The 24,583-nt window shown below is 52.9% G+C and carries 16 protein-coding genes and 2 pseudogenes; 13 read left to right on the forward strand and 5 right to left on the reverse strand.

What is annotated here, in order from left to right; genetic code table 11:
* Positions 1–52: 52 nt before the first annotated feature.
* From G6R38_RS26050 to G6R38_RS26100, 11 genes are all read left to right on the forward strand, one after another.
* The gene (locus G6R38_RS26050) at positions 53–1,468 is read left to right on the forward strand and encodes an arylsulfatase (RefSeq protein WP_166831741.1); all 1,416 of its coding nucleotides are present in this window, start codon (positions 53–55) and stop codon (positions 1,466–1,468) included.
* Between the two features lie 459 nt (positions 1,469–1,927).
* Positions 1,928–2,761, forward strand: a complete 834-nt coding sequence (locus tag G6R38_RS26055; RefSeq protein ID WP_166831742.1) for a TIGR03067 domain-containing protein — start codon at positions 1,928–1,930, stop codon at positions 2,759–2,761.
* Positions 2,762–3,371: 610 nt separating this feature from the next.
* Positions 3,372–4,469, forward strand: a complete 1,098-nt coding sequence (locus tag G6R38_RS26060; protein ID WP_166831743.1) for an amidohydrolase family protein — start codon at positions 3,372–3,374, stop codon at positions 4,467–4,469.
* The gene (gene gltS / locus G6R38_RS26065) at positions 4,442–5,746 is read left to right on the forward strand and encodes a sodium/glutamate symporter (protein ID WP_206028742.1); all 1,305 of its coding nucleotides are present in this window, start codon (positions 4,442–4,444) and stop codon (positions 5,744–5,746) included. Before G6R38_RS26060 ends, gltS begins: the two co-directional genes overlap by 28 nt.
* Positions 5,747–6,042: 296 nt before the next feature.
* On the forward strand, positions 6,043–7,095 hold the full coding sequence (locus G6R38_RS26070; protein WP_240928389.1) for a ligase-associated DNA damage response exonuclease: 1,053 nt from the start codon (positions 6,043–6,045) through the stop codon (positions 7,093–7,095).
* The gene (locus tag G6R38_RS26075) at positions 7,092–8,693 is read left to right on the forward strand and encodes an ATP-dependent DNA ligase (protein WP_166831744.1); all 1,602 of its coding nucleotides are present in this window, start codon (positions 7,092–7,094) and stop codon (positions 8,691–8,693) included. The genes G6R38_RS26070 and G6R38_RS26075 overlap by 4 nt, the downstream gene beginning before the upstream one ends.
* 74 nt (positions 8,694–8,767) lie before the next feature.
* Positions 8,768–11,320 (forward strand): ligase-associated DNA damage response DEXH box helicase, encoded by a 2,553-nt coding sequence (locus G6R38_RS26080; RefSeq protein WP_166831745.1) that lies wholly within the window; start codon positions 8,768–8,770, stop codon positions 11,318–11,320.
* Positions 11,317–11,979: a ligase-associated DNA damage response endonuclease PdeM gene (gene pdeM, locus G6R38_RS26085; protein ID WP_166831746.1), complete on the forward strand. Its 663-nt coding sequence runs from the start codon at positions 11,317–11,319 to the stop codon at positions 11,977–11,979. Before G6R38_RS26080 ends, pdeM begins: the two co-directional genes overlap by 4 nt.
* 397 nt (positions 11,980–12,376) lie before the next feature.
* Positions 12,377–12,958 (forward strand): TetR/AcrR family transcriptional regulator, encoded by a 582-nt coding sequence (locus G6R38_RS26090; RefSeq protein WP_166831747.1) that lies wholly within the window; start codon positions 12,377–12,379, stop codon positions 12,956–12,958.
* A gap of 251 nt (positions 12,959–13,209) precedes the next feature.
* Positions 13,210–13,674, forward strand: a complete 465-nt coding sequence (locus tag G6R38_RS26095) for a hypothetical protein (RefSeq protein ID WP_166831748.1) — start codon at positions 13,210–13,212, stop codon at positions 13,672–13,674.
* A 105-nt stretch (positions 13,675–13,779) separates the two neighbouring features.
* Positions 13,780–14,550, forward strand: coding sequence for a peroxiredoxin-like family protein (locus tag G6R38_RS26100; protein WP_240928390.1), 771 nt, complete (start codon positions 13,780–13,782; stop codon positions 14,548–14,550).
* 389 nt (positions 14,551–14,939) lie between these two features.
* On the opposite strand, the gene G6R38_RS26105 is transcribed toward G6R38_RS26100, so the two are convergent.
* From G6R38_RS26105 to G6R38_RS26120, 4 genes are all read right to left on the reverse strand, one after another.
* Entirely contained in the window at positions 14,940–15,890 is a 951-nt protein-coding gene (locus G6R38_RS26105; protein WP_166831750.1) for a PIG-L deacetylase family protein, read from the reverse strand.
* Between the two features lie 446 nt (positions 15,891–16,336).
* Positions 16,337–17,575 (reverse strand): prepilin peptidase, encoded by a 1,239-nt coding sequence (locus G6R38_RS28295; protein ID WP_315852377.1) that lies wholly within the window; start codon positions 17,573–17,575, stop codon positions 16,337–16,339.
* Positions 17,576–17,966: 391 nt separating this feature from the next.
* Positions 17,967–18,554 (reverse strand): leucine-rich repeat domain-containing protein, encoded by a 588-nt coding sequence (locus G6R38_RS26115; RefSeq protein ID WP_166831751.1) that lies wholly within the window; start codon positions 18,552–18,554, stop codon positions 17,967–17,969.
* A complete protein-coding gene (locus tag G6R38_RS26120; protein ID WP_166831752.1) occupies positions 18,551–19,753 on the reverse strand; it encodes a hypothetical protein in 1,203 nt (400 codons plus the stop codon). Before G6R38_RS26120 ends, G6R38_RS26115 begins: the two co-directional genes overlap by 4 nt.
* A gap of 359 nt (positions 19,754–20,112) precedes the next feature.
* Between G6R38_RS26120 and G6R38_RS28515 the strand changes: the two are divergent.
* A pseudogene (locus G6R38_RS28515) lies at positions 20,113–20,244 on the forward strand (GTP-binding protein); the annotation flags it as partial.
* Positions 20,245–20,312: 68 nt separating this feature from the next.
* Here the strand turns inward: G6R38_RS28515 and G6R38_RS28190 are convergent.
* Positions 20,313–20,399, reverse strand: a pseudogene (locus tag G6R38_RS28190) (hypothetical protein); the annotation flags it as partial.
* 718 nt (positions 20,400–21,117) lie between these two features.
* On the opposite strand from G6R38_RS28190, the gene G6R38_RS26135 reads away from it, so the two are divergent.
* The gene (locus G6R38_RS26135; protein WP_166831753.1) at positions 21,118–24,504 is read left to right on the forward strand and encodes a hypothetical protein; all 3,387 of its coding nucleotides are present in this window, start codon (positions 21,118–21,120) and stop codon (positions 24,502–24,504) included.
* Positions 24,505–24,583: the final 79 nt, after the last annotated feature.

A 24,583-nucleotide genomic window follows, 5' to 3' on the forward strand; every position in this document is an offset into this window, starting at 1 on the left:
AAACCTCTTGACGGGCCAATGCATCAACTTGACTGGATTGTGATCACCAACCATGAAGCATCTCAACCATTTGTTTGCCGTTTTCCTCCTCTTTGGTTTGCTGACGAAGTCCAGTGGGGCGGCAGAAAAACCGAACGTGATCTATTTGATGCTGGATGAATGGGGGTACTTTGAATCTGGACACATGGGCCATCCCGATCTATTGACTCCCAACATTGATCGGTTCGCCAGTGAAGGCATGCGTTTCACCAATGCATACGCCGGGGCACCTGTCTGCGGTCCGACACGTTGCGTTTTGTTGACCGGCTTGCATTCCGGACACACGTCCGTGCGAGTCAATGATGGCTTCTCGCCGATTCGTGCCGACGAACCGACTCTCGCTTCGATGCTAAAAGAGAACGGTTACAGAACCGGTGGTTTTGGCAAATGGGGCATTGGTGGTCGAGGCACTTCCGGCATTCCAGAGAAACATGGATTCGATGAGTTCTTTGGCTACTACGATCAGGTGCACGCTCACACCTATTATCCGCAGTACTTGATTCGTAATAGTCGCGAAGTCCCCTTGAAGGGAAACAAGAGTGAGACGTTCTATGATGGTGAGACTCATGCGCAGGACGAAATCTTTCGCGAGTCGATGGAATTCATCCGGAAAAACAAAGACGAACCGTTCTTTTGTTACCTACCTTGGACGCCACCGCATGGCTTATGGGGTATCGATGAAGACGACCCGTCGTGGCAACTTTTTAAAGACAAGCCATGGACGGCAGGACAGCGAACCGATCGCGATGCCCGAGTCTATGCCGCCTTCATGCACATGGTAGATTCGCAAATAGGCAAAATATTGTCTCTGCTAAAAGAACTGAACATCGATGACAACACGGTGTTCTTTCTGTCTGGTGACAATGGTGGCCAGGACTATTTCAAGACCGAAGACCACCCGCACGGTTTCTTTGGTCCGAACCTGAATCCGAAAACAGGCGAGCGATTCCGCGCCGGCAAAGGCTCCTTGTACGAAGGTGGTTTGAAGGTACCTTATCTCGTCCGCTGGCCTCACAAAATCAAAGCCGGCAGCATTTCCGATCATATGCTCAGTTTTCAAGATGTCATGCCGACGCTAGCGAAAATGACTGCTGCGACTTGCCCAGAAACTGACGGAATTTCTTTTCTTCCCACATTGCTGGGCCAGAGCGGACAGCAGCAGCATCCTTACCTGTATTGGGAGTATCGTAAACAACAAGCGGTGCGAATGAATCAGTGGAAATCGTATCGAAGCGGCAACGGCAAGTGGGAGCTTTACGATCTATCCAAGGACATTGAAGAAAAGCACAATGTCGCGAAGGAGTACCCGAAAGTGCTTCAAAAACTGATTGCTCTCGCCAAGGACGCACACGAACCGGCTCGGGTGGGCCAGGTCTTTAACCGATCATTGATTCAAAAGGATCGACGCCAGGCACCTCACGGTCGATAGCCGAATTAAGACCGAACGAGTTGGTAGAAGAACCATCGCGTTGCGGACTCCGTTCAGAGAAGGGTCAAGTCGTGATAACTTTACCATCTCCCGGAGTCCGCATTTTTGCAGTCAAACTCCATCCAAAATTGGGAAAAGTCGAGCTAAGGTTTGTCGCGTTTCCCAGATTTCCCGAATCCGATTTTCTAATCGTGTGAGCGAGACCATGAACGTTCCCGGCATCTTTGCTCTTCTTTGCTATTGCCGGAAACTCGCATCAATTGGGTTTCTCGAGTCACCATGCTAACCAAGGTCGAAGTGACGTCAGACGAAAAGATCGTCGCTGCGACCGTTAGTGGTTGGCAGCGAAATTGTTCCCAAAACGGTCGTCAATCTTGTCAGATCGGACATCGCCTGCCAGAATCTCACAAGTGATTTCATCGCCGGATACTCCAAGTGTTTTTCCTGAAAGGATTCACCGTGATACGTTGCTCGTGCTTACTCTTGCTAACTTCAATCCTAGCTTCAGAAACGGTGGTTGCGGCCGACCAAGGCTCTGACTTACAGAAGTTTCAAGGTAAATGGAAGGTCGTTGAACTGGTGGAGGATGGCAAGGTCGTTCCCGAGGAGGCAATCCGAGATTGGCTGCCATCCGGAGGGCAATTTGAGATTGCCCAGAATGCGATCATTTTCGTTTCCCCGCACGACGGCAACAAACAGGTCAAGCTGTTTTCTTTGGACGCGACGCAGTATCCCAAAGGGATTGACCTCAGTACACGGGAGAAGACCGACGGCTCGGGCATCTATCGATTTGACAACGGAAAGCTGATTATCTGCTTCTCTGACCCCGATGAGTCAAAGCGTCCTACGGAATTTTCCGCGAAGCGTGGCTCAAAGCGTTTGCTCATGACACTTCAGCGAATCGTTCCTGAGCCAATTCCCGCGAAAAAAGAACCGCTTGGCACGACAGCCAAAGTATTGACCGACGCTCAGGTCACGGAGATGCTGAAAGGAAGCTGGAGATACACTGATAGGATTGGGGCTTTGTTCGTGACCTTCAATGCGGACGGAAGTTTCAGAACTGTCCGAGAGGTGAAAGAAATCCGGCTCTTCCAGAAGGTCTTTGTTCAGTCGCCTGTTTCTACGGGCAAATGGAGCGTCGCAAAAGGCAAGCTAAGGTTCCACATTCAGACTTCCGTTCATCCTGATCGAATCAACAAACTTTTTGAATTTAATGTTCGGTCGATTTCGGAACGCGACTTCATTTTCGTGGACTATCTCGGTCGAGTTGGGCAAGCTTCCAAAGTTCGGTAGATCGGGATGTCCCTTGTTTTCCACAGACATCGAGCCCCCGACAAACGCCTACGAACAAAGACGCATGCTGTTCTCAAGACAGATCATAAAGAGTGCGTTTTCACCTTCATCTTTTTGAGTTTGATCACACTGACCTCGCACTAGCCATTCGGTGTAATCGCCGATGGGGTTGTTGCGAGTCCGAATGATGCCACGGCTTTTTGAGTTCGTCTAAAACCGCTCCGTGGGTTTGCAGCAGTTCAACGGCTGATAGCGACTTGAAGACTTTCACTTTTCTTACAACCTGGTTCCTGGATGCGGCTTCGCGTTCGCGGCGTTTGTGTTCTCACATTACCGCGGCGGGTACATCAATCGGTTCCTGCGCCCCCTGCAACACTTTGGCATCATTGGATTGACGTGTTGGGTGACAATGCAGTCTGCCAGTGCCAAAGAGTCATACAGTACGTCGATCGAAGTGAAACCAACAGCGAACTCGGTTGGCTTTTCTCGACGTCTGAACTTCCCTGCGACGGAACTGAGTGACGTTGGCGATCCGAACCATGAAATGATATGGTGCTTGCGTAGTGTTTCCGAAGACTGCTTTTAACAACAACTTCATCCTGGGGAGCGTATGGTCAATACATGGTCCACGGTTTCACAACTACGGTTTGTCATAGCGTTGTTTTATGGGTGTTTAGCATCGCTGTCCGTTTCTGCGCAAGAGCTTCAGCCCAACAAAGATGGCTACCTGTTTCATGACTCGCACTTTCACCTCACGAACTATGTCCAGGAAGGTACGGACATTCGTCGCTACCTAGATATCATGGGTGACAAGGTGGGACGCAGCATGTTAAGCGGCATCCCATTACAGCAGCAATGGATGTACGCCAACACCGGCGACTTCGCCCCAACTTACTATACGCAAACCGACGCGCCGCTCTATTACTATTCCTTCACCGATGCAATCATTGCGCATCAGTATCAGCGGTTGACGCCAGAGGAACGACAGCGTTTTGACCCCATGATCACGGGGTTCAACCCGACTGACATGTACGCCGCAGATCACATCCGTCGAGTCCTGCGAATCTTTCCAGGTGTGTTCTCGGGGATCGGTGAATTCTCGATCCACAAAGAGTTTGTCTCCTCAAAGATTTCTGGTGAGGTGGCAACACTGCAGAACAAGGCCTTGGACCGCATTCTAGATTTGGCCGCCGAGGTTGGAATGCCTGTTGTGCTTCATTGCGATGTTAATACGCCGTTCCCCCGCCCTAACCAAGATCCATACATCGTCACGAAGCTCAGAGAGTTAGCCGGGCGGCACCGCGATGCGGTTATCATCTGGGCACATATTGGCCTTGGTCGGGTCGTCCGGCCTGTTGAAGACCAAGTCAAGATGCTAGAACGCTCATTGGCAAACCCTGAATCCAAGAACATCCACTTTGATATCTCTTGGGACGAGACAGCGAAGTACTTAGTCGCCACACCCGAGACCGTCGCTGTGATTGCCGACCTCATCAATCGTTACCCTGATCGATTCTTATTCGGAACAGACAGTGTCGCCCCCGAGACCCAAGAGCAGTACCTAACGACATACAAGACATACGCTCCGTTGCTCGCGAAGCTTTCTCCCAAGGCGAAGCGTCTGCTACTGAAGGGAAACTACGAACGCATCTTCGACCGGGCCCGGCAGCGTGTCCGGGCATGGGAAGCCGCCAACGTAAAGCCCTGAGCATTGGTTTCAAGGGCTGTTACACCAAGTCGGTACTGAAAACGGAGTCAAGCCAACTGATGGAAAGCATTCAAATGGCAGGCGCGGATGTCGTGATCGTTGCGATTGTCGTGCTTTGGATTGGAAATCGCATCACGCAATCGGTTCCTCTTTTGAGCAAGTATAGCATTCCGATTGCGGTGACCGGCGGGCTGCTATGTAGCCTCATTGTTGCGGCGATCAATACCTTTGGTGGTTTGAAGATCACCTTCGACATGACTTTCCGTGATACGCTGCTAATGGTCTTCTTTACGACGATCGGGGTTTCGGCAAAGTTTTCTCGCCTTGCAGCAGGAGGCAAGGCCTTAGGTGCCCTCGTAATATGTGCTGCCGTCTTTCTGGTCGTACAGGACGTGACCGGTGTCCTGCTGGCTTGGGCCTTTGACGCACACCCAGGTTACGGCCTGTTCGCGGGTAGTGTATCGCTCGCTGGCGGTCATGGTACCGCGATCGCTTGGGGCCGAGAGGCCAAAGCCGCCGGTCTGCCCAACGCTGACGTGGCGGGTATCGCGTTTGCGACCTTCGGGCTGATTACCGGCGGGATCGTCGGCGGCCCAGTCGCAGAATGGTTGATCAAGCGGAACAATCTCGTACCGGACGCCTCCCAAGGCCCTGCCCCAACATCAGATGAGTCGGTCGCGGATGATTCATATTCGTTGGCATTGGCGTTGCGTGTGATGCTCGTGATCGCAATATGCCTATCGCTCGGTGAAGTCATCAATCGTTGGCTGTTCCACAACGACATTAAGTTGCCTGGCTTCTTGACTGCGATGCTCGTGGGTATTGTCATCACGAATCTAGCGGATCGTTCTGGGAGGCCGCTCCCGGGTGGGGCTTTCGACAAGGTCGGTGAAATTGCGCTGCAATTGTTTCTGGCAATGAGCCTCATGAGCATGGACCTTTCGTCGCTCGCCGAATCATTCGGACTAATCACCATCGTGTTGATGCTCCAGACCGTCGTCATCACATTATTCGCCGTGCTGGTCGTCTTCCGCGTGATGGGCAGAGACTATGACGCGGCGGTAATCGTCGGTGGATTCTGTGGGCTGGGAATGGGGGCCACACCGGTGGCGATCGCCAATATGAACGCGGTCACCCGGAAGTATGGTTCGTCGTTCAAAGCCTTTCTCGTCATCCCGCTGGTGGGCGCGTTCTTCGTTGACCTGATCAACGCATTGGTGATCAAGTTCTTCATCGGCCTACCCATCATCCAGCACGCGCCGTTGCCTGGAGGATGATGCCGGCTCGCTTAGTTACTGTTTGCGTACCTAATCTTGAGGCCTCAACAGAGAACGGGCCATCGATCCGAAGTTCCGTCCGATCGGCTGTTAGCTCTTCCCGGAGTGGAAGACGATGTTAAAGTCGCGTTTCGACTGCCGGATCGTTGGGTTCGTAAAATCGTCGCCTCAATTCACGAATGAAGCCGTCCGATTTTTTGACTTGAAGCTGAGTCGAGACGTCCTACGATTTCTTGCAACAATCCAACTCGGGAAATTGCCCGTCTGGGGAGGGAAGAGAAATCGCGCTAATTTCTGTGACCGCGGATGGCCTGTTCTGCGAGCGAGGCGGGTTCCATATCGATCCGTGGCGTCCCGTTAATCGGGCTGTGATCACGCACGCACATGCGGATCATGCTCGACGAGGGCACACGCGATATCTCACAACAGACGTCGGACGACATGTCCTTCAAACCCGCATGGGGGCCGACGCCAACGTGGAAACGGTGGCGTACGGTGAGGATATCCTCATCAATGGCGTGAAGGTGTCTTTCCATCCGGCGGGACACGTCCTCGGCTCGGCACAGATTCGTGTGGAATCACGAGGTGAAGTGTGGGTTGTTTCGGGAGATTACAAGGTAACGCCCGATCGCACTTGCCAACCGTTCGAGCCGATTTTTTGTCATACGTTTATCACGGAATGCACGTTCGGCTTGCCGATCTACCGTTGGACTCCCCAAGACGAACTTTTTGCAGACATCAACGCTTGGTGGCGAAACAATAAAGAGAATGGTCGCGTGTCCGTGGTTTTCGCCTATTCATTGGGGAAGGCTCAGCGTGTTTTGGCTGGAGTCGATGCGTCTATTGGTCCCATCTTTTGTCATGGGGCAGTCGAGCGGGTCAACGCGGATTATCGTAATACCGGTGTTGATCTGCCGGACACGAGTTACGCGGGGCGTGGCAATGAGAAACGCGATTGGAACGGGGCTTTGGTCGTTGCACCGCCCTCCGCGATGGGGTCGACATGGATGAAAAAGTTCGGCCGGGCTTCGACCGCGTTTGCATCGGGATGGATGTTGATTCGAGGTTCTCGCAGGCGGCGGTCGGTCGAACGTGGATTTGTGATGTCGGACCACGCCGATTGGCCTGGATTGATGGGAGCAATCGAAGCCACGGGTGCCGACCGTGTTTTAGCCACTCACGGTCAAACCGGGCCGATGGTGCGGTTCCTCTGTGAACGGGGTTTGGATGCCGAACCGCTTCGCACGGAGTTTGTTGGAGAGCGGGACGATATGGAAATCGATGCCGTCCAGGAAGATTCGTTTGATGAAGGCGATATGCCTGTGAATGCCGGGGAGTCGCCCTCTTGAAACGTTTTGCCGCCCTATATCAATCCCTCGATGAAACGACGAAAACAAATCGCAAAATCGAAGCCATGCGAGAGTATTTCGCCCAATGCACTCCGGCGGATGGTGCGTGGGCGGTGTATTTTTTGAGTGGTCGCCGCTTCAAGCGATTGATGCCGACCAGTCTACTTCGGAAGTGGTGTGCCGAGGTGGCAGACATTCCGGATTGGTTGTTCGAGGACTGCTACGGGGCTGTCGGCGATCTAGCGGAAACCATCGCACTATTGCTTCCACCGGGCGAATACTCGTCGGATGAATCTCTGACAACCTGGGTCGAAGATCGTATTCAGCCGCTCCGGAATTCGGAAGAGTTGGAGCAACGATGCGCGATGATAGAAGCGTGGAACGTGCTTTCCGCTCGGGAACGGTTTGTGTTCAACAAGCTCGTCACCGGGAGTTTTCGGGTTGGCGTTTCTCAGGGGTTAGTCATCCGGGCATTAGCGGCCGCCAGTGGTCTGGAAACCGCCACCATCGCGCATCGAATGATGGGGCAATGGGAACCCAACCCCGAATTCTTCACCGATCTGCTGAGTGAAGACAGCGAAGAAACGCAAATCAGCCGACCGTATCCGTTTTGTCTCGCCCATCCGCTTCAAGCCGAACCAGAAACCTTAGGGCCCGTCACCGATTGGCTTGTGGATTGGAAATGGGATGGCATTCGCGCACAGATTATTCGTCGAGCTGGCGAGACTTTCATCTGGTCCCGTGGCGAAGAACTGATTCTCGATCGTTTTCCTGAACTGGCACCCGACGCAAAGATGCTTCCCAACGGTACGGTTCTTGACGGGGAAATTGTGGCATGGAAAGACGGTCAAGTGCTGCCATTTGGCGAACTCCAGCGACGCATTGGCCGAAAGACGGTGGGAAAGAAATTGCTCACCGAAGTTCCGGTGCAATTTGTTGCCTTTGATATCCTGGAATCCGACGGCGAGGATATCCGGACGGAAACCATGCGGGAACGACGACACCTACTGGAGACAGTGTTGGACGGTCGAGGCGACGATTGTCGATTACAAGTTTCTCCCCTCATCGAAGCACACGATTGGAACGCTTTCGAAGACTGGCGAGAGCAAAGCCGCGATCGACACGTGGAAGGTTTGATGCTCAAGCGGGCCGATTCCCCATATGCTGTGGGCCGAACGACCGGCACATGGTGGAAATGGAAAGTCGCCCCGTACACCTGCGATGCCGTCTTGATCTATGCCCAACGTGGTCACGGTCGTCGGGCCAGCCTCTACACGGACTACACATTCGCCGTTTGGAACGAGGGAGAACTAGTTCCCTTCGCGAAAGCGTATTCCGGTTTGACTGACGCTGAGATTCGTAAGGTGGACCGATTCGTCCGGAAAAATACCGTGGAGAAATTCGGCCCCGTCCGCTCTGTGAATCCGGAGTTGGTGTTTGAGCTGGCGTTCGAGAATATCCAACCCTCGAAACGTCATAAGTCGGGAATTGCGGTGCGATTTCCACGTATGCACCGTTGGCGTCTCGACAAAAAACCGAAAGACGCCGACACGTTGGATTTCGTCAAAGGGATGATTCCGGCGGAGACGAAATCGTGAGCGATCCACACGTCGTATCTGCCACTCCAATCTCAGGAACGAAAACGGATTCTTCGAGCACCAGCCGACCGGTCATGCGTGCGCGTCAACAAGTGGTTTCGTGGTTTGAACAAAAAGACTGGAAGCCATTTCGATTTCAGAGGCAAGCCTGGAACGCGTATCTCGATGGTCAGAGCGGACTGATTCACGCCACCACCGGAACCGGAAAAACGTACGCGGCCTGGATGGGCGCGATCATCGAGGCGCTCGCGGAACGAAGTCAAACGCCTCCGATAGCGACATCCGAAACGAAGGTCAAAAAGCGAACGTCAACACGGCGAAAAACAGGACCACGATTGCGGGTGTTGTGGCTGACGCCTTTGCGTGCTTTGGCGGCCGACACGCTAAATGCACTCCAAGCTCCTGTTCAGGATTTGGGTTTGCCTTGGACGATTGAAACTCGAACAAGCGATACCTCAGCGTCGACACGCGCTCGTCAAAGAAAGACTCTGCCAACCGCTTTGATCACAACGCCGGAGAGTCTTTCTCTCCAACTGACACATGCCGATGCGGCAGATCAATTTTCCGATCTGCGATTGGTCATCGTCGATGAATGGCACGAATTGTTATCCACAAAACGGGGAGTGCAGACCGAGTTAGGGCTGGCTCGCCTGCGCCGTTGGCATCCTAATTTGAGAACCTGGGGGCTTTCCGCGACGCTAGGCAATATCGATCAAGCAATGAGGTACTTGCTTGGCGGGGACGGAAACGAAAATTCATGTCCAGACAGCGTTCCCGTGTCGAGTGTCGGCGGGCACGGTGTGCTCATTGAAGGAGCGCGCCGCAAGCGATTTGTTGTCGATTCGATGATCCCCAAGTCCATCGAGCGTTTCCCCTGGGCCGGTCACATGGGGATGCGGCAAGCCGACGCCGTGGTGAAACAGTTGGATCACGTGCAGTCATCACTAGTCTTCACAAACACCCGATCGCAAACGGAAGCATGGTATCAAGAGATCTTGAAACGCCGTCCCGAATGGGCAGGGCAAGTTGCATTGCATCATGGCTCGTTAGACCGCAAGACACGAAGTTGGGTTGAAGATGGGCTTCGTGAGGGGAAGCTCAAATGTGTGGTTTGCACATCAAGTTTAGACCTAGGAGTGGACTTTAGCCCGGTGGAGCGAGTGTTCCAAGTGGGCAGTCCTAAGGGTGTCGCCCGTCTGCTCCAAAGGGCAGGGCGTAGTGGACACGCACCAGGACAAAACAGCTGCGTCACGTGCATCCCGACGCATGCTCTACAGTTAATCGAATTGGCAGCGGCGAGAGACGCAATTTCACAACGTTCGTTAGAAGGACGTCAGCCTGTTGCCTGCCCGTTAGATCTCCTGGCCCAACATGCTGTCACGATTGCGGTCGGCGGTGGGTTTCGACCTGATGATCTATTCGACGAAGTTCGACAGACGAAGAGTTACCAGTCCCTCACGAGGCAAGAATGGAATTGGGTGCTCGAATTCATCACAACCGGCGGTGAGGCTCTTCGAGCTTATCCCGATTACTCAAAGGTTCGCATTGACGACGAAGGTTTGTACCGAGTTGATGATCGCAGGATTTCACTCCGGCATCGGCTTTCCGTCGGCACGATCGTTAGCGATGCGTCCTTGACGGTGCAGTTTCTCAAAGGTCCGAAACTCGGGACGATCGAAGAGTCGTTTCTTTCGAAAATCAATCCAGGGGACCAATTCATTTTCGCCGGGCGGCAAGTGGAGTTGGTGTTTGTTCGAGACTCCAAAGTCTGGGTCCGACGGGCAAAAAAGTTAGGAAACGTTCGGATTCCTCGTTGGATGGGGGGACGCATGCCCTTATCGAGCCAATTGGCGACGGCCGTTCGGCAGAAGCTCGACGAAGCCGCCAATGACGAATTCCTAGGACCTGAAATGCTAGCGTTGAAACCCTTGCTGCGAATCCAAGAGAAATGGTCCTACATTCCTCGATTGGGCGAATTGCTCATTGAACGTACGAAGTCGCGGCAAGGGCATCATTTGTTTTTCTACCCCTTCGCGGGGCGTTTGGTTCATGAAGGACTAGCAGCACTAGTTGCGTACCGCCTCTCACGTCAAGTTCCTATTACATTCACCATTTCTGTGAATGACTATGGCTTTGAACTCTTTTCGCCGACTCGGGCCTTGCTTGATCAAGTCATTACAACTCAGCTCTTTCGGACCGAAGGCGTTGTGGAAGACATTGAAGCCTGCATGAACGCGGCGGAAATGGGGAAGCGGCAATTTCGCGAAGTGGCCCATATTGCGGGTTTGGTGTTTCCGGGCTATCCCGGCAATCGCAAATCAGCGCATCAACTCCAAGCCTCGACGGGGCTGCTTTACGATGTCTTCACAAACTATGATCCCGACAATCTGCTTCTGAAGCAGGCTCAGCAAGAAGTGTTAGAGCTGCAACTCGAACAAACACGACTTATGAGCACTCTTCACGCATTGCAATCTTCACTGGTTATTCTCCGAGACATCCCCCGTTTTTCGCCGTTAGGATTCCCATTGATGGTGGATCGACTGCGACAACGTATTTCTTCGGAGAAGCTGTCTGATCGAATCCGCCGAATGCAAGAATCACTAGAAAAAGCAGCAGGTCCCGTATGAGATCATCTCGACTTCTTGGGGCGGTAGAGATTCTATTCGGCGGCGAAAGACTGCAGTTGCTAGCATCCCATGCAGTCTGGTGGCCAAGTACCGAGACCGTATTGATCGCAGACACTCACTTTGGCAAAGATGCGACGTTCCGAGCCTCTGCCATCCCCATTCCCGATACGACAATGACCGATTTGAGGCGGCTTGATGAAATCATCGAGTCAACACGTTGCCGTACTCTGATAATTCTTGGCGACCTGCTGCACAACCGCCGAGGCCTAACAGCGGAACTCATCATGCAGTGGCAAGCTTGGCGAAGTCGGCATGCCGACCTGAAAATCGTGCTGGTTCGTGGAAACCACGATCGTGCTGCTGGTGATCCGCCTCCCGAATGGAATATCGAAGTTCATCCGGAACCGTTGGTTTCCGGACCTTTCCGACTTCTTCACAATCCCGCATTGGAATCCGATCGTCCATCGCTAGCCGGACACCTACATCCAAAGCACCGTTTTCAATTCGAAAACGAACATGTCGATCTGCACTGTTTCATCAAGACCAAACGCTTGCTGATCCTCCCCGCATTTGGGAGTTTTATTGACGGCCGTGTTTTACACTTGGAGGCATCCCAAGTCTTCGCCGTCGCCGGTGAAGAGGTGGTCGAGGCCAGATAGAATTTGATCACTAATTCTTTGCTGCGATTCAGAAGTGACGTATTTGTCAAAGCGTTCTTCTGATGGACCGGCGGTAGCGGATTGCGGAACATGAACGCCCGACCAGAAAGCGAAGTCCGAAAGTAAGTTCGACTCGCATTTCCCGGCCGATACAACATAAATGGCTAGTTCGGCGTTGTCTGCCGCATCAGTAGGATAGCGATCAATGCCGATACGAACGAACGTTGCCAAGTGCATACAACAGGTTCCGCGCTCGACAACAGACCGCTCAATCCACGCTGGATTAACACACCGTCCTCAGGCTCACCGTCAATTCAATCGCGATTGTGTTGACCGATCGGTCCAAACTGCGTATATTTGGTAGATCGAATTACGAATCTCTTACGAGAAGTAACCAATGCCCTGGGAAAAATCATTTGACGAGTCGGAGGTGATCGAGCAGGCAATGGAGGTCTTCTGGGAGAAAGGGTACGCCGCAACATCGATATCCGACATCACGGAAGCGACAGGAATCAAGCGGGGAAGTCTCTACAACGCATTTGACGGAAAGCATGACCTTTTCGTGCGTGCGTTGCTGAAGTACGGCTATGATCGCAGGACGAGTAAGCTGCAAATGTTGGAAACGGTTGATGATCCGCGTGAAGCAATCGCGATGTTCTTCGACTCTCTCGTCAAAGCTACGTTGAACGATCCCGGCAAGAAGGGGTGTTTGCTGTTCAATACGACGCTCGAATATTCGTCACATGAGGATGACGTCCAAAAACTAGTCTCGGAAGGAATCCAAGAGGTCGTCTCTTTCTTTGAAGGTCGAATCGACCGAGGTAAGGAACTCAGTACAATCCCCGACTCCGTTGAGACTCGCCCTACCGCAAGGACACTTCTTGCCCTAGTGGTTGGAATCCGTGTGCTAGGTCGCGGTGCGTTTGGGAAAACGGCTTTGCGACAAGTCGCCCAGCAGGCCACTAGTTTGATTTCATAGCCAAGAGAACACAAAATCAGAACGGGGGTTCTCAATCAGGAGTGTGGTCGAGCCCCGTCAGACATCTTGGAGAATTTGCCTCCTCATTTTTTTTTGCACTCAATTTGACTGATCGGTCAAAACAATCAGTCGGGAGATGACCGCCTTGAATTTTCACGAGAGTTAGACACCCCCAATGAGATCAGAGGCAGTTAGGGTCTCTGCACACGAACAACTATATTCCAATCCCTCCCTTACGAAAGAATTCGATCGTGAAACCGCTATTAGCCGTACTGAATCTACTCTCAGGTCTCATCCTTGTTAGGTTTACCGTTTCCAAATTTGCCGCATGGCCGGTGTCCGTTGCAGCATTTGTCGAGATGGCAAAACCACTCGGAATTGATCCTACCGTTTTTAGAATCGCAACTGGCTTTGTGATCGGCTACGCCGCTCTATCGTTTTTCGCAAATTCACTAATACTGCTCTTGAAAAAGGAAGGAAACGGGAAATGCAAATTGCTCTACACTTTCAATAGTCTCTACGCGATCGGCGCAATGACGGGGGCTTTAGTCTCCGAATTTTTTCTTAGGTCCGCTCCCAAGTGGCCACTCGTCTATATCGCGATCGGGATCGTGGTCATCGCTGCGACTAATCTTCTCTTGCGCGACCGCAAAACTTCACGAGGTTTACTCGGAACTGGCAGCGATGTGGCTTTGAAGGCTCAGAATCAGGCTTAACACGAATACTGCAATGGCATGACAGTCATCACTAGCAATGTCTCTGGACGCGGCATCACAATCAAGTTGAATTCTTCACGTCAATAGGAATCAAGAGATATGAACATGAAAGTCACTCTTCTCCCCATCACGATTGTTGCCGTTGCAATGAGCGTGACCACCGGATGCACAGAACGTGCAAAATCTCAAGGTGAGCAAACCGATTCGAAGCAATCAGGAGAAACACCGATGCTATCCAAACTTCTTGAAGAAAAAGCAGCAGCAAGCGTAACGCGAATTCCGGAAGACGTTCGCCAGAAGTACGCTCAGGGTATTGAAACAGTCCGAGCGACGAATATCGAGAAAACTGCCAAGCAGGTTGGTGACACGGCGATTGACGCCCAACTGTCAGGCTGGGACGGCAAGAGTGTGAAGCTCAGTGACCTTTGGCAGGACGGGCCGATCGTGATGATGTGGTACCGAGGCGGCTGGTGCCCGTATTGCAACATTCAACTTCGTGCCATGCAGCAGAGCCTAGACAAGATCGAGAATGCTGGAGCAAAGTTAGTCGTGCTCACACCGGAGCTGCCCGAGAAGGCCAAAGAAACCGCTGCGGCGAATGATCTCGATATCGTGGCATTGCACGACGAAGGCAACGCCCTGGCGCGAAAGTATGGGCTCGTATTTCAACTTCCCGAAACGATCATTCCGGCGTATCGGGACAAACTCAAGTTGCCTGAATACAACGGAAACGACGCGATGGAGTTGCCGCTGGCGGCGACATACGTGATCGATACGTCCGGCACGATTACCTACGCGTTCCTCGATGCGGACTACAAGAAACGAGCCGAGCCCGCCGACGTCATTGATGCCGTCAAGGCGGCCGCTCAAAAGTAGTCACGACTGCAAGTCTATGCAGTTATCGAACGCGTGGTCGGCCACGCGTTTCGACTTTCACGGCAACGCGACTGTCGACATAGCGATGGCGAATGCATCTGCAGTCGTACAGTTGCTGAGCGACGGTTAGATGAAGACGGCTGATCAAGGAAGGACGCTGTCAGCGTTCCACGTCTTCAAGCCTTCACGTCACTGATCTCACAAGATTCGCAGTCGGATTCGGGGCCGTGTGCAGCGTCAGTTTCATCTGTCGATACGTAAGCTCCTGCCAAGTTGAAATGCTACGGCAGCACTTACCTGCACATCAAGACACTTCACTTACAGGTAACGTTCGCACACGGGGTCCCATCGTCAACTCCAATCTCACGGAAAGACCATTCTGCAAACTCTTACCGCTCATCTGACGTGTTCTTTGACTGGGTTGTGGGCTCCGTGTTATCGAAGAATGGAAACAGTTTTTTGATTTCCGCGGTGCTTGGTTGGTGGCCGTACTCACAGATCTCAAACGCCTCGGCGTACTTCACCGCTTGGCCCTGTTCTTCACCGTACCAGCGAATCAACGCATCACGATAGTTTCTCGCTTCCCCTCCCGCTCGGATGTGCCACACCTGACGGACTTTGGCCAATCGCAGTTCCTGATGACGAGCTGGTGGTGCCTGGGCTGCTTTCTCGGCGTTGCCAAGCGCTCCCCCCTCGAACACCTGTGATTCCAGTTCAGCGATCGCTTTGACCTTGGTTTCGAAGACATCGTCAATCGCGACAGCAATATCGGCCTTGAACGGATAGGGCTTTTGGAACCGGTCACTGGCGTACAGAAAGACGGGGTTCTTCTCGAGAGCGGGAACATCCGGACAGAAGAACGGGACCGCCACCATGAACGCAGCGTCCTGCACGAGCACACCAACGTAGCGATGGTCGGGATGATAATCCCAGGGACGATGAGCGATGACAACATCCGCTTTCCACTCGCGAATCAATCGTGTGATTTTACGACGGTTCTCCAATGTCGGCATCAACTCGCCATCATGAATGTCCAGCACCTGCGATGTCGTGCCAAGGATTTCTGAGGCTTTGCGAACTTCTTCCGTTCGCCGTTTCGCCAGTGCCCCACCTGACATGGCCCAGTGCCCGATATCACCGTTGGTCACCGAAACCAGCTTGACGTGATGCCCGAGTCGCGCCCACTTCACGCCACAACCGCCTGCTCGATATTCCGCATCATCAGGATGAGCGCCGAAAACAATGATTCGCAATTTTCCATCGTCTTTCGGAACGTCGTCCGCAAACGTGGCTGAAGATGTCAGGGTGAGGGCGGTGATTAACCAGAATAGGAGCCGCATGTTCAGACTTTCAATGGTAAATAATTCGGTGAAACGACCTCAAGCACAAACCTGTGGTCAATCTCGACCAGTTGGTTGCCACTGAAGGCTAACACTTTGCAGCAGAGTTGCCCAGCGAAGGGACCAAGACGCAGATCGACAAAGTTGCCAGCCGGCTGCCCGGAAGCAGCGGCCGCGTCCGGTCGTCTTCAAGAGCGACGGAACAGCGTATGGTGGAGGCTCTGACAGAAACGGTTCGACCCCAGAGGGAACCGTATTCGATGATGGGGATACACTCTACGTTCTCGGCGATGCTGACATCGCCACGCACGCCCCTGGACGTCTCATGTTGTTTTGAGATACGAAGACGTCGTGTTTTCTGTTGATCGCCTCAACCGTCCTGACGTAGAGTAGACCGAATTGCGACACGATCGAGTCCACTGACGAAGACTGAACTCTCGCCCCCGTCAAGAAACCGGAAGAGACGCCTCCTCAGCTGGGTTGCGTTGGAATCGAGTTAGCACCACGATCCCGGCCAGTGCACCCGCATGGACAAACCATTCGCTCTGGTGACTCGGCCAATACGGGAGGTCGGAAAGGAATCGTCCGAGACAAATTTGCAAGGCGGTTCCGGCTGTTAGACATGCAGTCCAATTGGTGCAATGACAAACCATGGCGAGCAGTACTCGCAAAATGGAAGAGAATAGGATTGCGGAGACGGTCGCTTGCCAGCCCAACACGACGCCAACCAATGCGCACAGGCATAAGTATGTAGAGCGTGACAGATCATTCTCACTCCGGAACGGATTCATGAGGATTGCTAGTCCGCAGATTAAGGCTCCAGCCGAAAGACCAACCAAGCCGTCTAGCAATCCCCTTAGACTCAAGCCGATACTAAGGTCCCAACCGGGCGTGAATATCGTATCTTCAACGGTCCATTTCCATTGCCATTTGTCTAGCGATTCCCACGGCGGAGTGTGGAATGGCACAGGGTGCAGCGTTGGCCAAAGAATTGGCAGGACCAAGCCGATGAGCAAACAGCCAATTAAAGGACGAACTGGTATCGTCCTACGATCAGTCTCAATCAAAGCTGCAGTCATTAAGATACACAAGAGCCCACAATGATAGAGATAGATGCCGATCAAATCCCATTTTGCATACCAGATGATCCACAAGACACCGGCATAGTGGTTCGGCATTCGCCACGGCAGATTTGCGCCACCGGAGAGTAGTTCAATGTGTAACAGAGACAAAACCATTAAGCCAACGCTCGCCTCAACAAGCGGATACCGCGGCGAAATCTTGGCTTTGCAAGTGCGACAGCGTCCACGGAGCCTCAGCCAACCGATGAGCGGCAGGTTATCCCCTCTGCGAATGGGGGTGTCGCAGACCGGGCACCGCGACTTTGGTTTCGTGAGAGACATCCCGAATGGAAGCCGATAGACCACAACATTCATAAAACTTCCGACGCAACTCCCAACAATGAAAAACCAGACTGCGGTCACAATTTCAAGCAACCGAATTCCGGAATTCTGAGCCGGTGTCAATTCATCATACTCAATGACACCCACTGGTGCCGTACGTCCGTCGCGAGCAGTCCCGGAATCGGTATTCGCAAAAATTGATGCCCCACTCAGCCCACAGGCCATCACACACAAGAGCGAACAACCAACCCAGTTCGCCTTTGATCGAGACGATCGATACATAAGTTTTACCTAGACCACCTAGCGGGCTGTTGTGTTCTGGCCAGAATCGAGAACGACCTGCCCGATATGCTTTCTGGCGAAACGATATACGCACGGATCAGGAGTCAATCACTCGAGATCAGGCCGCATTGCCTCAAGCATTTGTAACGTTTGTGTTAGCGAGCAAACAGAAGATTAAACCACAGAACCGTTCTTCGCCACCAGGAAGCATGATCTCAAATGCCTAAACGCAGAATGAACAGGAACGTAGACAATCCTGCGAGAAGTCCAACAAAACAACGGCTTTGTGAGGCTGGATTCTGAGCCATTGCCAGCAAAGAAGCGGCCGTACATGTCGCAATGAAGACGCAAACTAGCCAAAGCCGCAACTGACGGTCAAACATATTCGCCCTTAATGATTCGTTCGAGGTTCGGTTGACTCACGAACAATACTAGACTGTTGAGCGAGCGTTTCACGGCAGTGTTGTCGAGGCGTGAACTCAATGTGCATCTGCGGTCGCCGTCGCTGTAATTCTTGAATGCCGTTGAGAGTTACACAGGTTCCGCGAAGATCGATTTCGGATAGCTCATCGTGATCGACCAAGATTTTCAAGCTGTTATCGGTAATCGGATTGCCGCGAAGATCGAGCATCCGAAGATTCGGAAGCTCCGCAAGCTCACGAATGCCGTTATCCCGAATACCACAGTTGACTAAGCCAATGGACTCAAGCTGGTGGTGCGTCGCAATTCGGCGACAGTCATCGTGGGTCAGTGAAAGACTTTCGATCGACAAATGCCGCAGTTGAAAATCGGCGAGACGTCGATGCACGATATGACCAGGTGAGCCGAAACCGATGAGATGCATAGAGTTCGTTTCTCGCCCTGTGCCTATCACTTCTAGGTCATGATAGCTCTCGGATGCTAGGACGTGGCAGCTAACAACATCGACAGCGACGAGTGATGCTAGCAACAGCCAAAGATAGACAGAATTCCAAATCATGGGGTGGCTCCTTGGTCATGAACTCGCGGGCGATAAAATCGCTCGACTTGACGCATGAGGTCCGGTTGTTCCGCCCGTAAACGATCAACAGCAATTTTCGCTGCCACTGCGTGTTTGGGCGGTTTGTGCTGCATTTCGGCAGGAACAGTACTTGCAACCAGTAAGTAGCGAGCGACGGCTCGGTGGAATATCTTGTTATCGTAACGTGGGTCATCCATCAATTTCACGATGCGTTCTTGCACACTCCAGTCTCGCCAACGAGCTAAATCGGCAATCACCATATCCGCAAGTTCGGGTCGTTCGAGTAGCAGTCGGACCGATTGCCGAAGTCGCGGCTTCGATATACGTCCTTTACCGTAAGTCCACATGAAGCGAACGGCCTGCAAGGCCCCATAGGTTTCGGTAAATGGTTCATTGCGATCTTTGAGTTTCCAATCTTCCAGCTTTGATAGCCCGGCATCGCCCGTAAGCAACAAGTACCCTCCCATAATGCCATCGATTCCAACGCGGATTTGGTCTTTCATAGGAGAATGACGAATGATCGCTGCTAACCTTTCTTCATCGGAGGTGTCGCCGCACAGTCCTAGCATCATTCCATAAACACCCCGCCGGTTAAGAAGATTACCTTCGTCCGACAACCACCCACGCAACCGCTCTTTTGGAAGGTCGGTTGCGATCGCAGCGATATCGTCATAGCGTGCGTTGCCGAATTCTGAAAACGCATCGACAGCGATTGTTTCATCCGCGTGTTCCAGAAACTGTACATAGTACTTCAATCGGATCGGCGTTGGTTCTCTGACCCCAGGTGCATCTTGCAAGTAGTCACAGACGGCTTTTGTAGCTGGAATCGGGTCGCCCCAACTCAAACGAGTCCGTTTCGCTCCGAACAACAGATAGGTTTGTCCTTTTGCTAGCGATTCCCTAGTATCGACACGAATGATCGCTCCTGACTTCACGTAACGCATGCCTAGTAGGACTTGGTCGACCTTGAACAAAGCATGATCGTTTGTATCTGACGCTGAAGTCGATTCTGTTCGAAGAAAAGTCGCAAATCCGATAGCATCACTCTCAATCGCACGTTCCTTGAGCGTCAATTGCGGACCACCACAAAACGGACATGCCATAACATCAGCAACGCCTAGCATCTGACTGACGGCCAAGAGTGCGATCGCAGTGAATGTCGTCCAAGGGGTAGACATCTGATGCTCCTTCACAAGATCAATCGATCCGAATCCCTGGAACTCAATGCATTCCAAGGTTGCGGCATTTTTTCCGGGGGCAGGCCACCTGTGCGTCGCCTCAATGCAACTCAAGAATTGCCGTCGCTGAATCAATCCCTGTGGGAACAGCTGAAGGCTCATTGAAAACCAGCCACCCGACAAAAGCAAGAGTATCTTTATTGCAGTGCAATTGCAAGTAAAACAACGCGTTGTTTCAGCGGCGTCACGATGCCGATTCGGCTCAACCATTCTTCGGACACGTCCTGGCATGACAGGCCAAGCTCATGGAACCGCCCATGGCAGAAAACGAAGGGCGGTGTTCCTGCTGACCAGTCGCGGTGCTCTGCGGTTTTCTCGGTGCCGGTAAGACGACGCTGCTGAGCTTAATCCTGACCAACCGCAGATGCATGGGGGTCGCCGTGATCGCCGGCGACATGTGCAAGGTCGACATCGACGCGGCCATGGTCCGCCTCCGCAATAGAATGTCTGTTTTGTTGATCAGAACCGACCACGTTTCACCGGCAGACCGCTGTTCGATCAGTTTCGCGATGGCCGTCGTTTTCCCCGAGCCAAGACACCCGATGATCACATTTGTCGGAATTCCATTTCCATTGTTCGCAGTCATCTGCTGCTCACATTCTCTTGCCACTACGTCAGGATGGCTCGGTGACTCAATCTGAAGAGACTGATAGTTATCGATAGTAGTTGAAAGTGTGGCTATGCAATTGTTGGCGGCTTAGTGACGGCTCCAGTATCACTATCTCTCCAAACGTCTTACTGAGAATTTTGAAGTGAGTATCTCTTGTGCTGCCGGAAAACATTCCGATTGCTTGCTGGGACGATGAAGATAACAGTTTCCCCACGATGCGAAGAGCTCGTTCGCTTGAGGATTTGTCCAACTGGTAACGCCGAAGCACGGGCAGTCCTGCTGCGGACTGGAGCACTCACCAATGCAGACGATATCCCCACACTGGGAATTGCCAGATACCGGACCCTCTAGCCAATCCAGCGCGGACGAGAGCACCTTCGCTGCTTCGTCCTTCGATGTCGATTCTTTGATCAACATACGTTCCACGATCGCGTCCCGATATTCGTCGAGAACGACCGAATCGCTGGATACCAAACGCGATTTGGGCCGTCGGACTCGCTTGCGATTTCTGCAAATTGAATCGATTGTGAAGTTGGAACTTGGTTGGCGATCGAAGAATCAGTCACAATGAACACTGACATCGATTCGGATTGTTCGGAATCGTGGGTGTCATCATGATCAAAACACCTTGGTTTCACCGATGTCTAGATAGGACAGGCCCGTCGCGTCGTTCTGCTCAAAGGACAGCATCCAAATGCTCAAACGATCTGACTTGACCATGTTTTTCGTCGCGATCGCCGTTGTGTTCGGTGTCGTGCAGAAATCAGGTTTTTCTCAGGAGCAGCCTGCGCGGCGATACTGGAACACGAGCTTTTTGTTGCGTGACTCGGATGTGGCCAAGCTCAACCGTCGGTTGAACCTCATTGGAATCGGTTTGCCGTTCACGATCACGGGGAATGTGACCACTGAAATTCAGATCGGCGTTCCACTGGGTGCTCTCCGGAATACGAAGGCCTATCGGATTGACGGCGTGATCTCGTCCTCATCGCTGATCGTCTCTGGGGTCCGTCTAGAAGCACTGCGAGCCGACGTCAAATACCGTAACGGAGTTTTGGATTTGCAGCCGATTGCCTTTGCTCTCCCGGACCTTCCGGAAAATCCGAATGCGCCGCAAGCCGCGACTGGGCAATTTCGCGGTGCGATCCGATTGGAACTTGTGCCTTCGGGTGACATGTCGGCTGACCTGACTTTGACGACGATTCCGTTTCGACCAGTCACCGAACAAATCCCAAATCTACCAGCCGTTGAAACAGGAGCGTTAGATGGGCAACTCACGGCGTCGGTTCCTTTGGAAAAGCTCAGCGACCTCTCGGCGTGGAATCTTGATGGCAACTTGACGGTTTCTGATTTCAAGACGTTCGGGCAGACTCTGCGAAGTGCACGCGTCGATCTGGAAGCGGATAATGGAATTCTCCAAGTCACCGAATTGGACGGACGCATTGACGGCGCGACGATTGGTGGAACCGCTGAACTGAAGCTGACGGCTCCATTCGGCTATCAGGCGGATATCAAGGTTGCGTCGGAGAATATCGCGAACCTGGGAACTTCGAAACCGGCTGACGCGAACTACCGTGGCCAATTGGAACTGACCGGACATGCCGAGGGGACGCTGACCCCGTCAACGGTCGCAGCCAGCGGTCAGGCACGTTTGGTGGAAGCCGAATTTGCGGGCATCCCGATTGCGGTCGCCGGATTTGACTATCAACTGACCGATGCAGCGCTCGGCCTGAAGAATCTCACTTTGCAAAGTCTCGATGGTGAATTGACCGGGCAGGCCCAGTTGCCGCGAGTTGGCAACGATCCAAGCACGGTGAACTTGGAAACTCGAAAGCCGTTCTCACTTGCAAAGTTGTTGGATGGTGTCGGTTTGACCGATGTGCCGATTCGTGGTGGTCTCGACGGTTCGCTTCAGATTACCGCCGCACAAGCCCAACTCACACAGCCTTTGAAATGGCAAGCGTCTGCGGATGTCGCCGTTCGCGACGGCGTTGCGTTCGGTCTGACCATTGGCCCGGAACCGATCCAAGTTCGGCTAGCGAACGAGAAGCTCACACTGCAGAAAACCAAATTCAAACTCGGCGAAACTACATTTGCGGCGGGTGGACAAATTGGTGTGGCTGAACCGTATGCTTACTCGGCCAATGTTGTGCTCGATGCCGCAGACCTCGCGGACTTGAATCGGCTTGACGAGAAAATTCAAATTCCCTCGGTCATTCAAGGGGCGTTGACTGCAAAGATGACGGTCACGGGCGAGATGTCGCCGTTTTCTATCGACGGCGATGGCACGATCCAATCCAATGAGCTGACAATCGCCGGTGCGAGGATTGATTCCATCCAAGCCAAATTTGCCACCGACGGAACAACCGCGACTCTCCGCGAGATGGCTGTTCGACTCTACGATGGGAGCGTCACCGGCGAGGCGACCATTCCGATCCGACAGCCAAACGAGGAGTTGCCGAACGCAGATCAGGAAAACGACTTCCAACTCGCGGTGAAAACGATTGACTTGGGACGGCTGGTCACCGATCTGGCCAGTTCGGAGTTTGACGTGGCTGGCCAATTGAGTGGCAGGCTCAATGGCCAATACGAGGTCAACCCGCGAAAGGGATGGCCGATTCGGTTCACTTCGAACTGGGAGATTCCGGAAATCACATTGGGCGGAGTCTCCACAGGAAACGTCAGCGTCCAGGCCCGATTGGATGAGGAATCACTGCAGTATGAAGCCAACGGAGAACTCTTCGACGGCGAGTTGAAACTCGAAGGAACGTTCCCAGTCGAAGAGCAGAAAGGCGAACCGTCCACGCAACTTCCCAGCCAGCTGGAATGGAATCAAGTCTCCGTTGCTAGAATTGCAGAAGCTTTCGACGTGGAACCAACGAATGGTCGAACACGCGGGACCGTGGACGTCCAGCTGGCTTTCCGACACGCTGACACGTCAATCGGCATCGTTGGTAATGGACGTGTCCAAGTTGTCGATGTGCTTTGGGGTGGGCAACGTGTAACCGATCGTCTCGCAAGTGGCTTCAATCTGACGGAGACAGTATTCCGGGTTGAAGCCGATGGCGAATTCGCCGACGGGCATCTGCAAGCAGATATCGTTTGGAATTTGAACGACCAGCGGCTGACTCGTTCAGAGTTCAATTTATTGAATGCGAATATCAAGACGCTGTTGGCTTGGGCTCCGCCTGACGTCCGCAGTTTGTTCACCGGACGCGTTGATCTCCGCCGCGTCAACATTGAACCAGGACGTATTTGGCTGGCTGAGGCGGTCTTCTCGCTCACGCGAGGAAGTGTCGCCGACGTCGCGGTTTCTTCTTTGAGTATCCCGTTTCGCGCAACTTGGGCGGGCGTAGGTGAAAAGGCAGAGATCAACGTCCGTTCCTTCAGCGGAATCGTCGGTGGAGGGCGAGTCCGCGGGAACTTTTCGGCTCACATGGATGGGACCAATAACATCGACGGCCGAGTCGATTTTGAGAATGTCAATTTGAGTGCGATCAATGAAATCGGAACCCCAAACGGTGCGCTCAGTGGAAGTCAAATCAGTGGTGAGTTGACAATCACCGGAAGTCGGATCCGTTCATTGAGCGATATTACCGTCGCGATTGACGGCAGTTTCAGCCGCACGCGAGCGAGCCGATTGCCCTTTCTCGCTGGTCTTCTTCAGGCCATTCCGGGAGTCCGCGTCTCCCAACCCATCGAAGAGGGACACGTTTCTGCGCAGTTGCAGGGCGATGTCGTGTTGATCGATGAGCTCGCGGTTCGGACACCAAGTCTGGTCATTTACGCCAATGGCACCATCACACTTCGCCAGCGTCTCAATCTGGAATTGGTCGTCGCCACCGGGGACTTCGATCGACCACGTGGCGGTCTTCTCGGGTTGCTGTTGCTGCGGCGAATCGATGGCGGTGGCCGCTCCTCCGCAGGGCTGTTCTCCAGGTTTGGCCGACTTCTGACGGATCAATTGATCTCGTTTCACGTCCGGGGAACCATCGCACGCCCAGTTTTCAAGGTTCGTTCAATTCCGTTACTTCCGAAAGATGGCGTACAGTTCTTCATCCGCGGAAGCCGACGACGACGTTGATTGCCAGTCAAATTTGGATGGGAACGCAAATCCGATTGTAGCGATTGTGTCGATTATCCCGATGAATGATTCAGAACCG

The sequence above is a fragment of the Thalassoroseus pseudoceratinae genome (genome assembly GCF_011634775.1).
Classification (GTDB): domain Bacteria; phylum Planctomycetota; class Planctomycetia; order Planctomycetales; family Planctomycetaceae; genus Thalassoroseus; species Thalassoroseus pseudoceratinae.

Excerpts from the sequence above, each read along its gene's own strand:
- pdeM (WP_166831746.1), top strand. The coding sequence starts at position 11,317 with ATGAGATCATCTCGACTTCTTGGGGCGGTAGAGATTCTATTCGGCGGC.
- G6R38_RS26060 (WP_166831743.1), top strand. The coding sequence starts at position 3,372 with ATGGTCAATACATGGTCCACGGTTTCACAACTACGGTTTGTCATAGCG.
- G6R38_RS26100 (WP_240928390.1), top strand. The coding sequence starts at position 13,780 with ATGAAAGTCACTCTTCTCCCCATCACGATTGTTGCCGTTGCAATGAGC.
- gltS (WP_206028742.1), top strand. The coding sequence starts at position 4,442 with ATGGGAAGCCGCCAACGTAAAGCCCTGAGCATTGGTTTCAAGGGCTGT.
- G6R38_RS26105 (WP_166831750.1), bottom strand. The coding sequence starts at position 15,890 with ATGCGGCTCCTATTCTGGTTAATCACCGCCCTCACCCTGACATCTTCA.
- G6R38_RS26080 (WP_166831745.1), top strand. The coding sequence starts at position 8,768 with ATGCGTGCGCGTCAACAAGTGGTTTCGTGGTTTGAACAAAAAGACTGG.
- G6R38_RS26135 (WP_166831753.1), top strand. The coding sequence starts at position 21,118 with ATGCTCAAACGATCTGACTTGACCATGTTTTTCGTCGCGATCGCCGTT.
- G6R38_RS26120 (WP_166831752.1), bottom strand. The coding sequence starts at position 19,753 with ATGTCTACCCCTTGGACGACATTCACTGCGATCGCACTCTTGGCCGTC.
- G6R38_RS26090 (WP_166831747.1), top strand. The coding sequence starts at position 12,377 with ATGCCCTGGGAAAAATCATTTGACGAGTCGGAGGTGATCGAGCAGGCA.
- G6R38_RS26115 (WP_166831751.1), bottom strand. The coding sequence starts at position 18,554 with ATGATTTGGAATTCTGTCTATCTTTGGCTGTTGCTAGCATCACTCGTC.
- G6R38_RS28295 (WP_315852377.1), bottom strand. The coding sequence starts at position 17,575 with ATGTATCGATCGTCTCGATCAAAGGCGAACTGGGTTGGTTGTTCGCTC.
- G6R38_RS26050 (WP_166831741.1), top strand. The coding sequence starts at position 53 with ATGAAGCATCTCAACCATTTGTTTGCCGTTTTCCTCCTCTTTGGTTTG.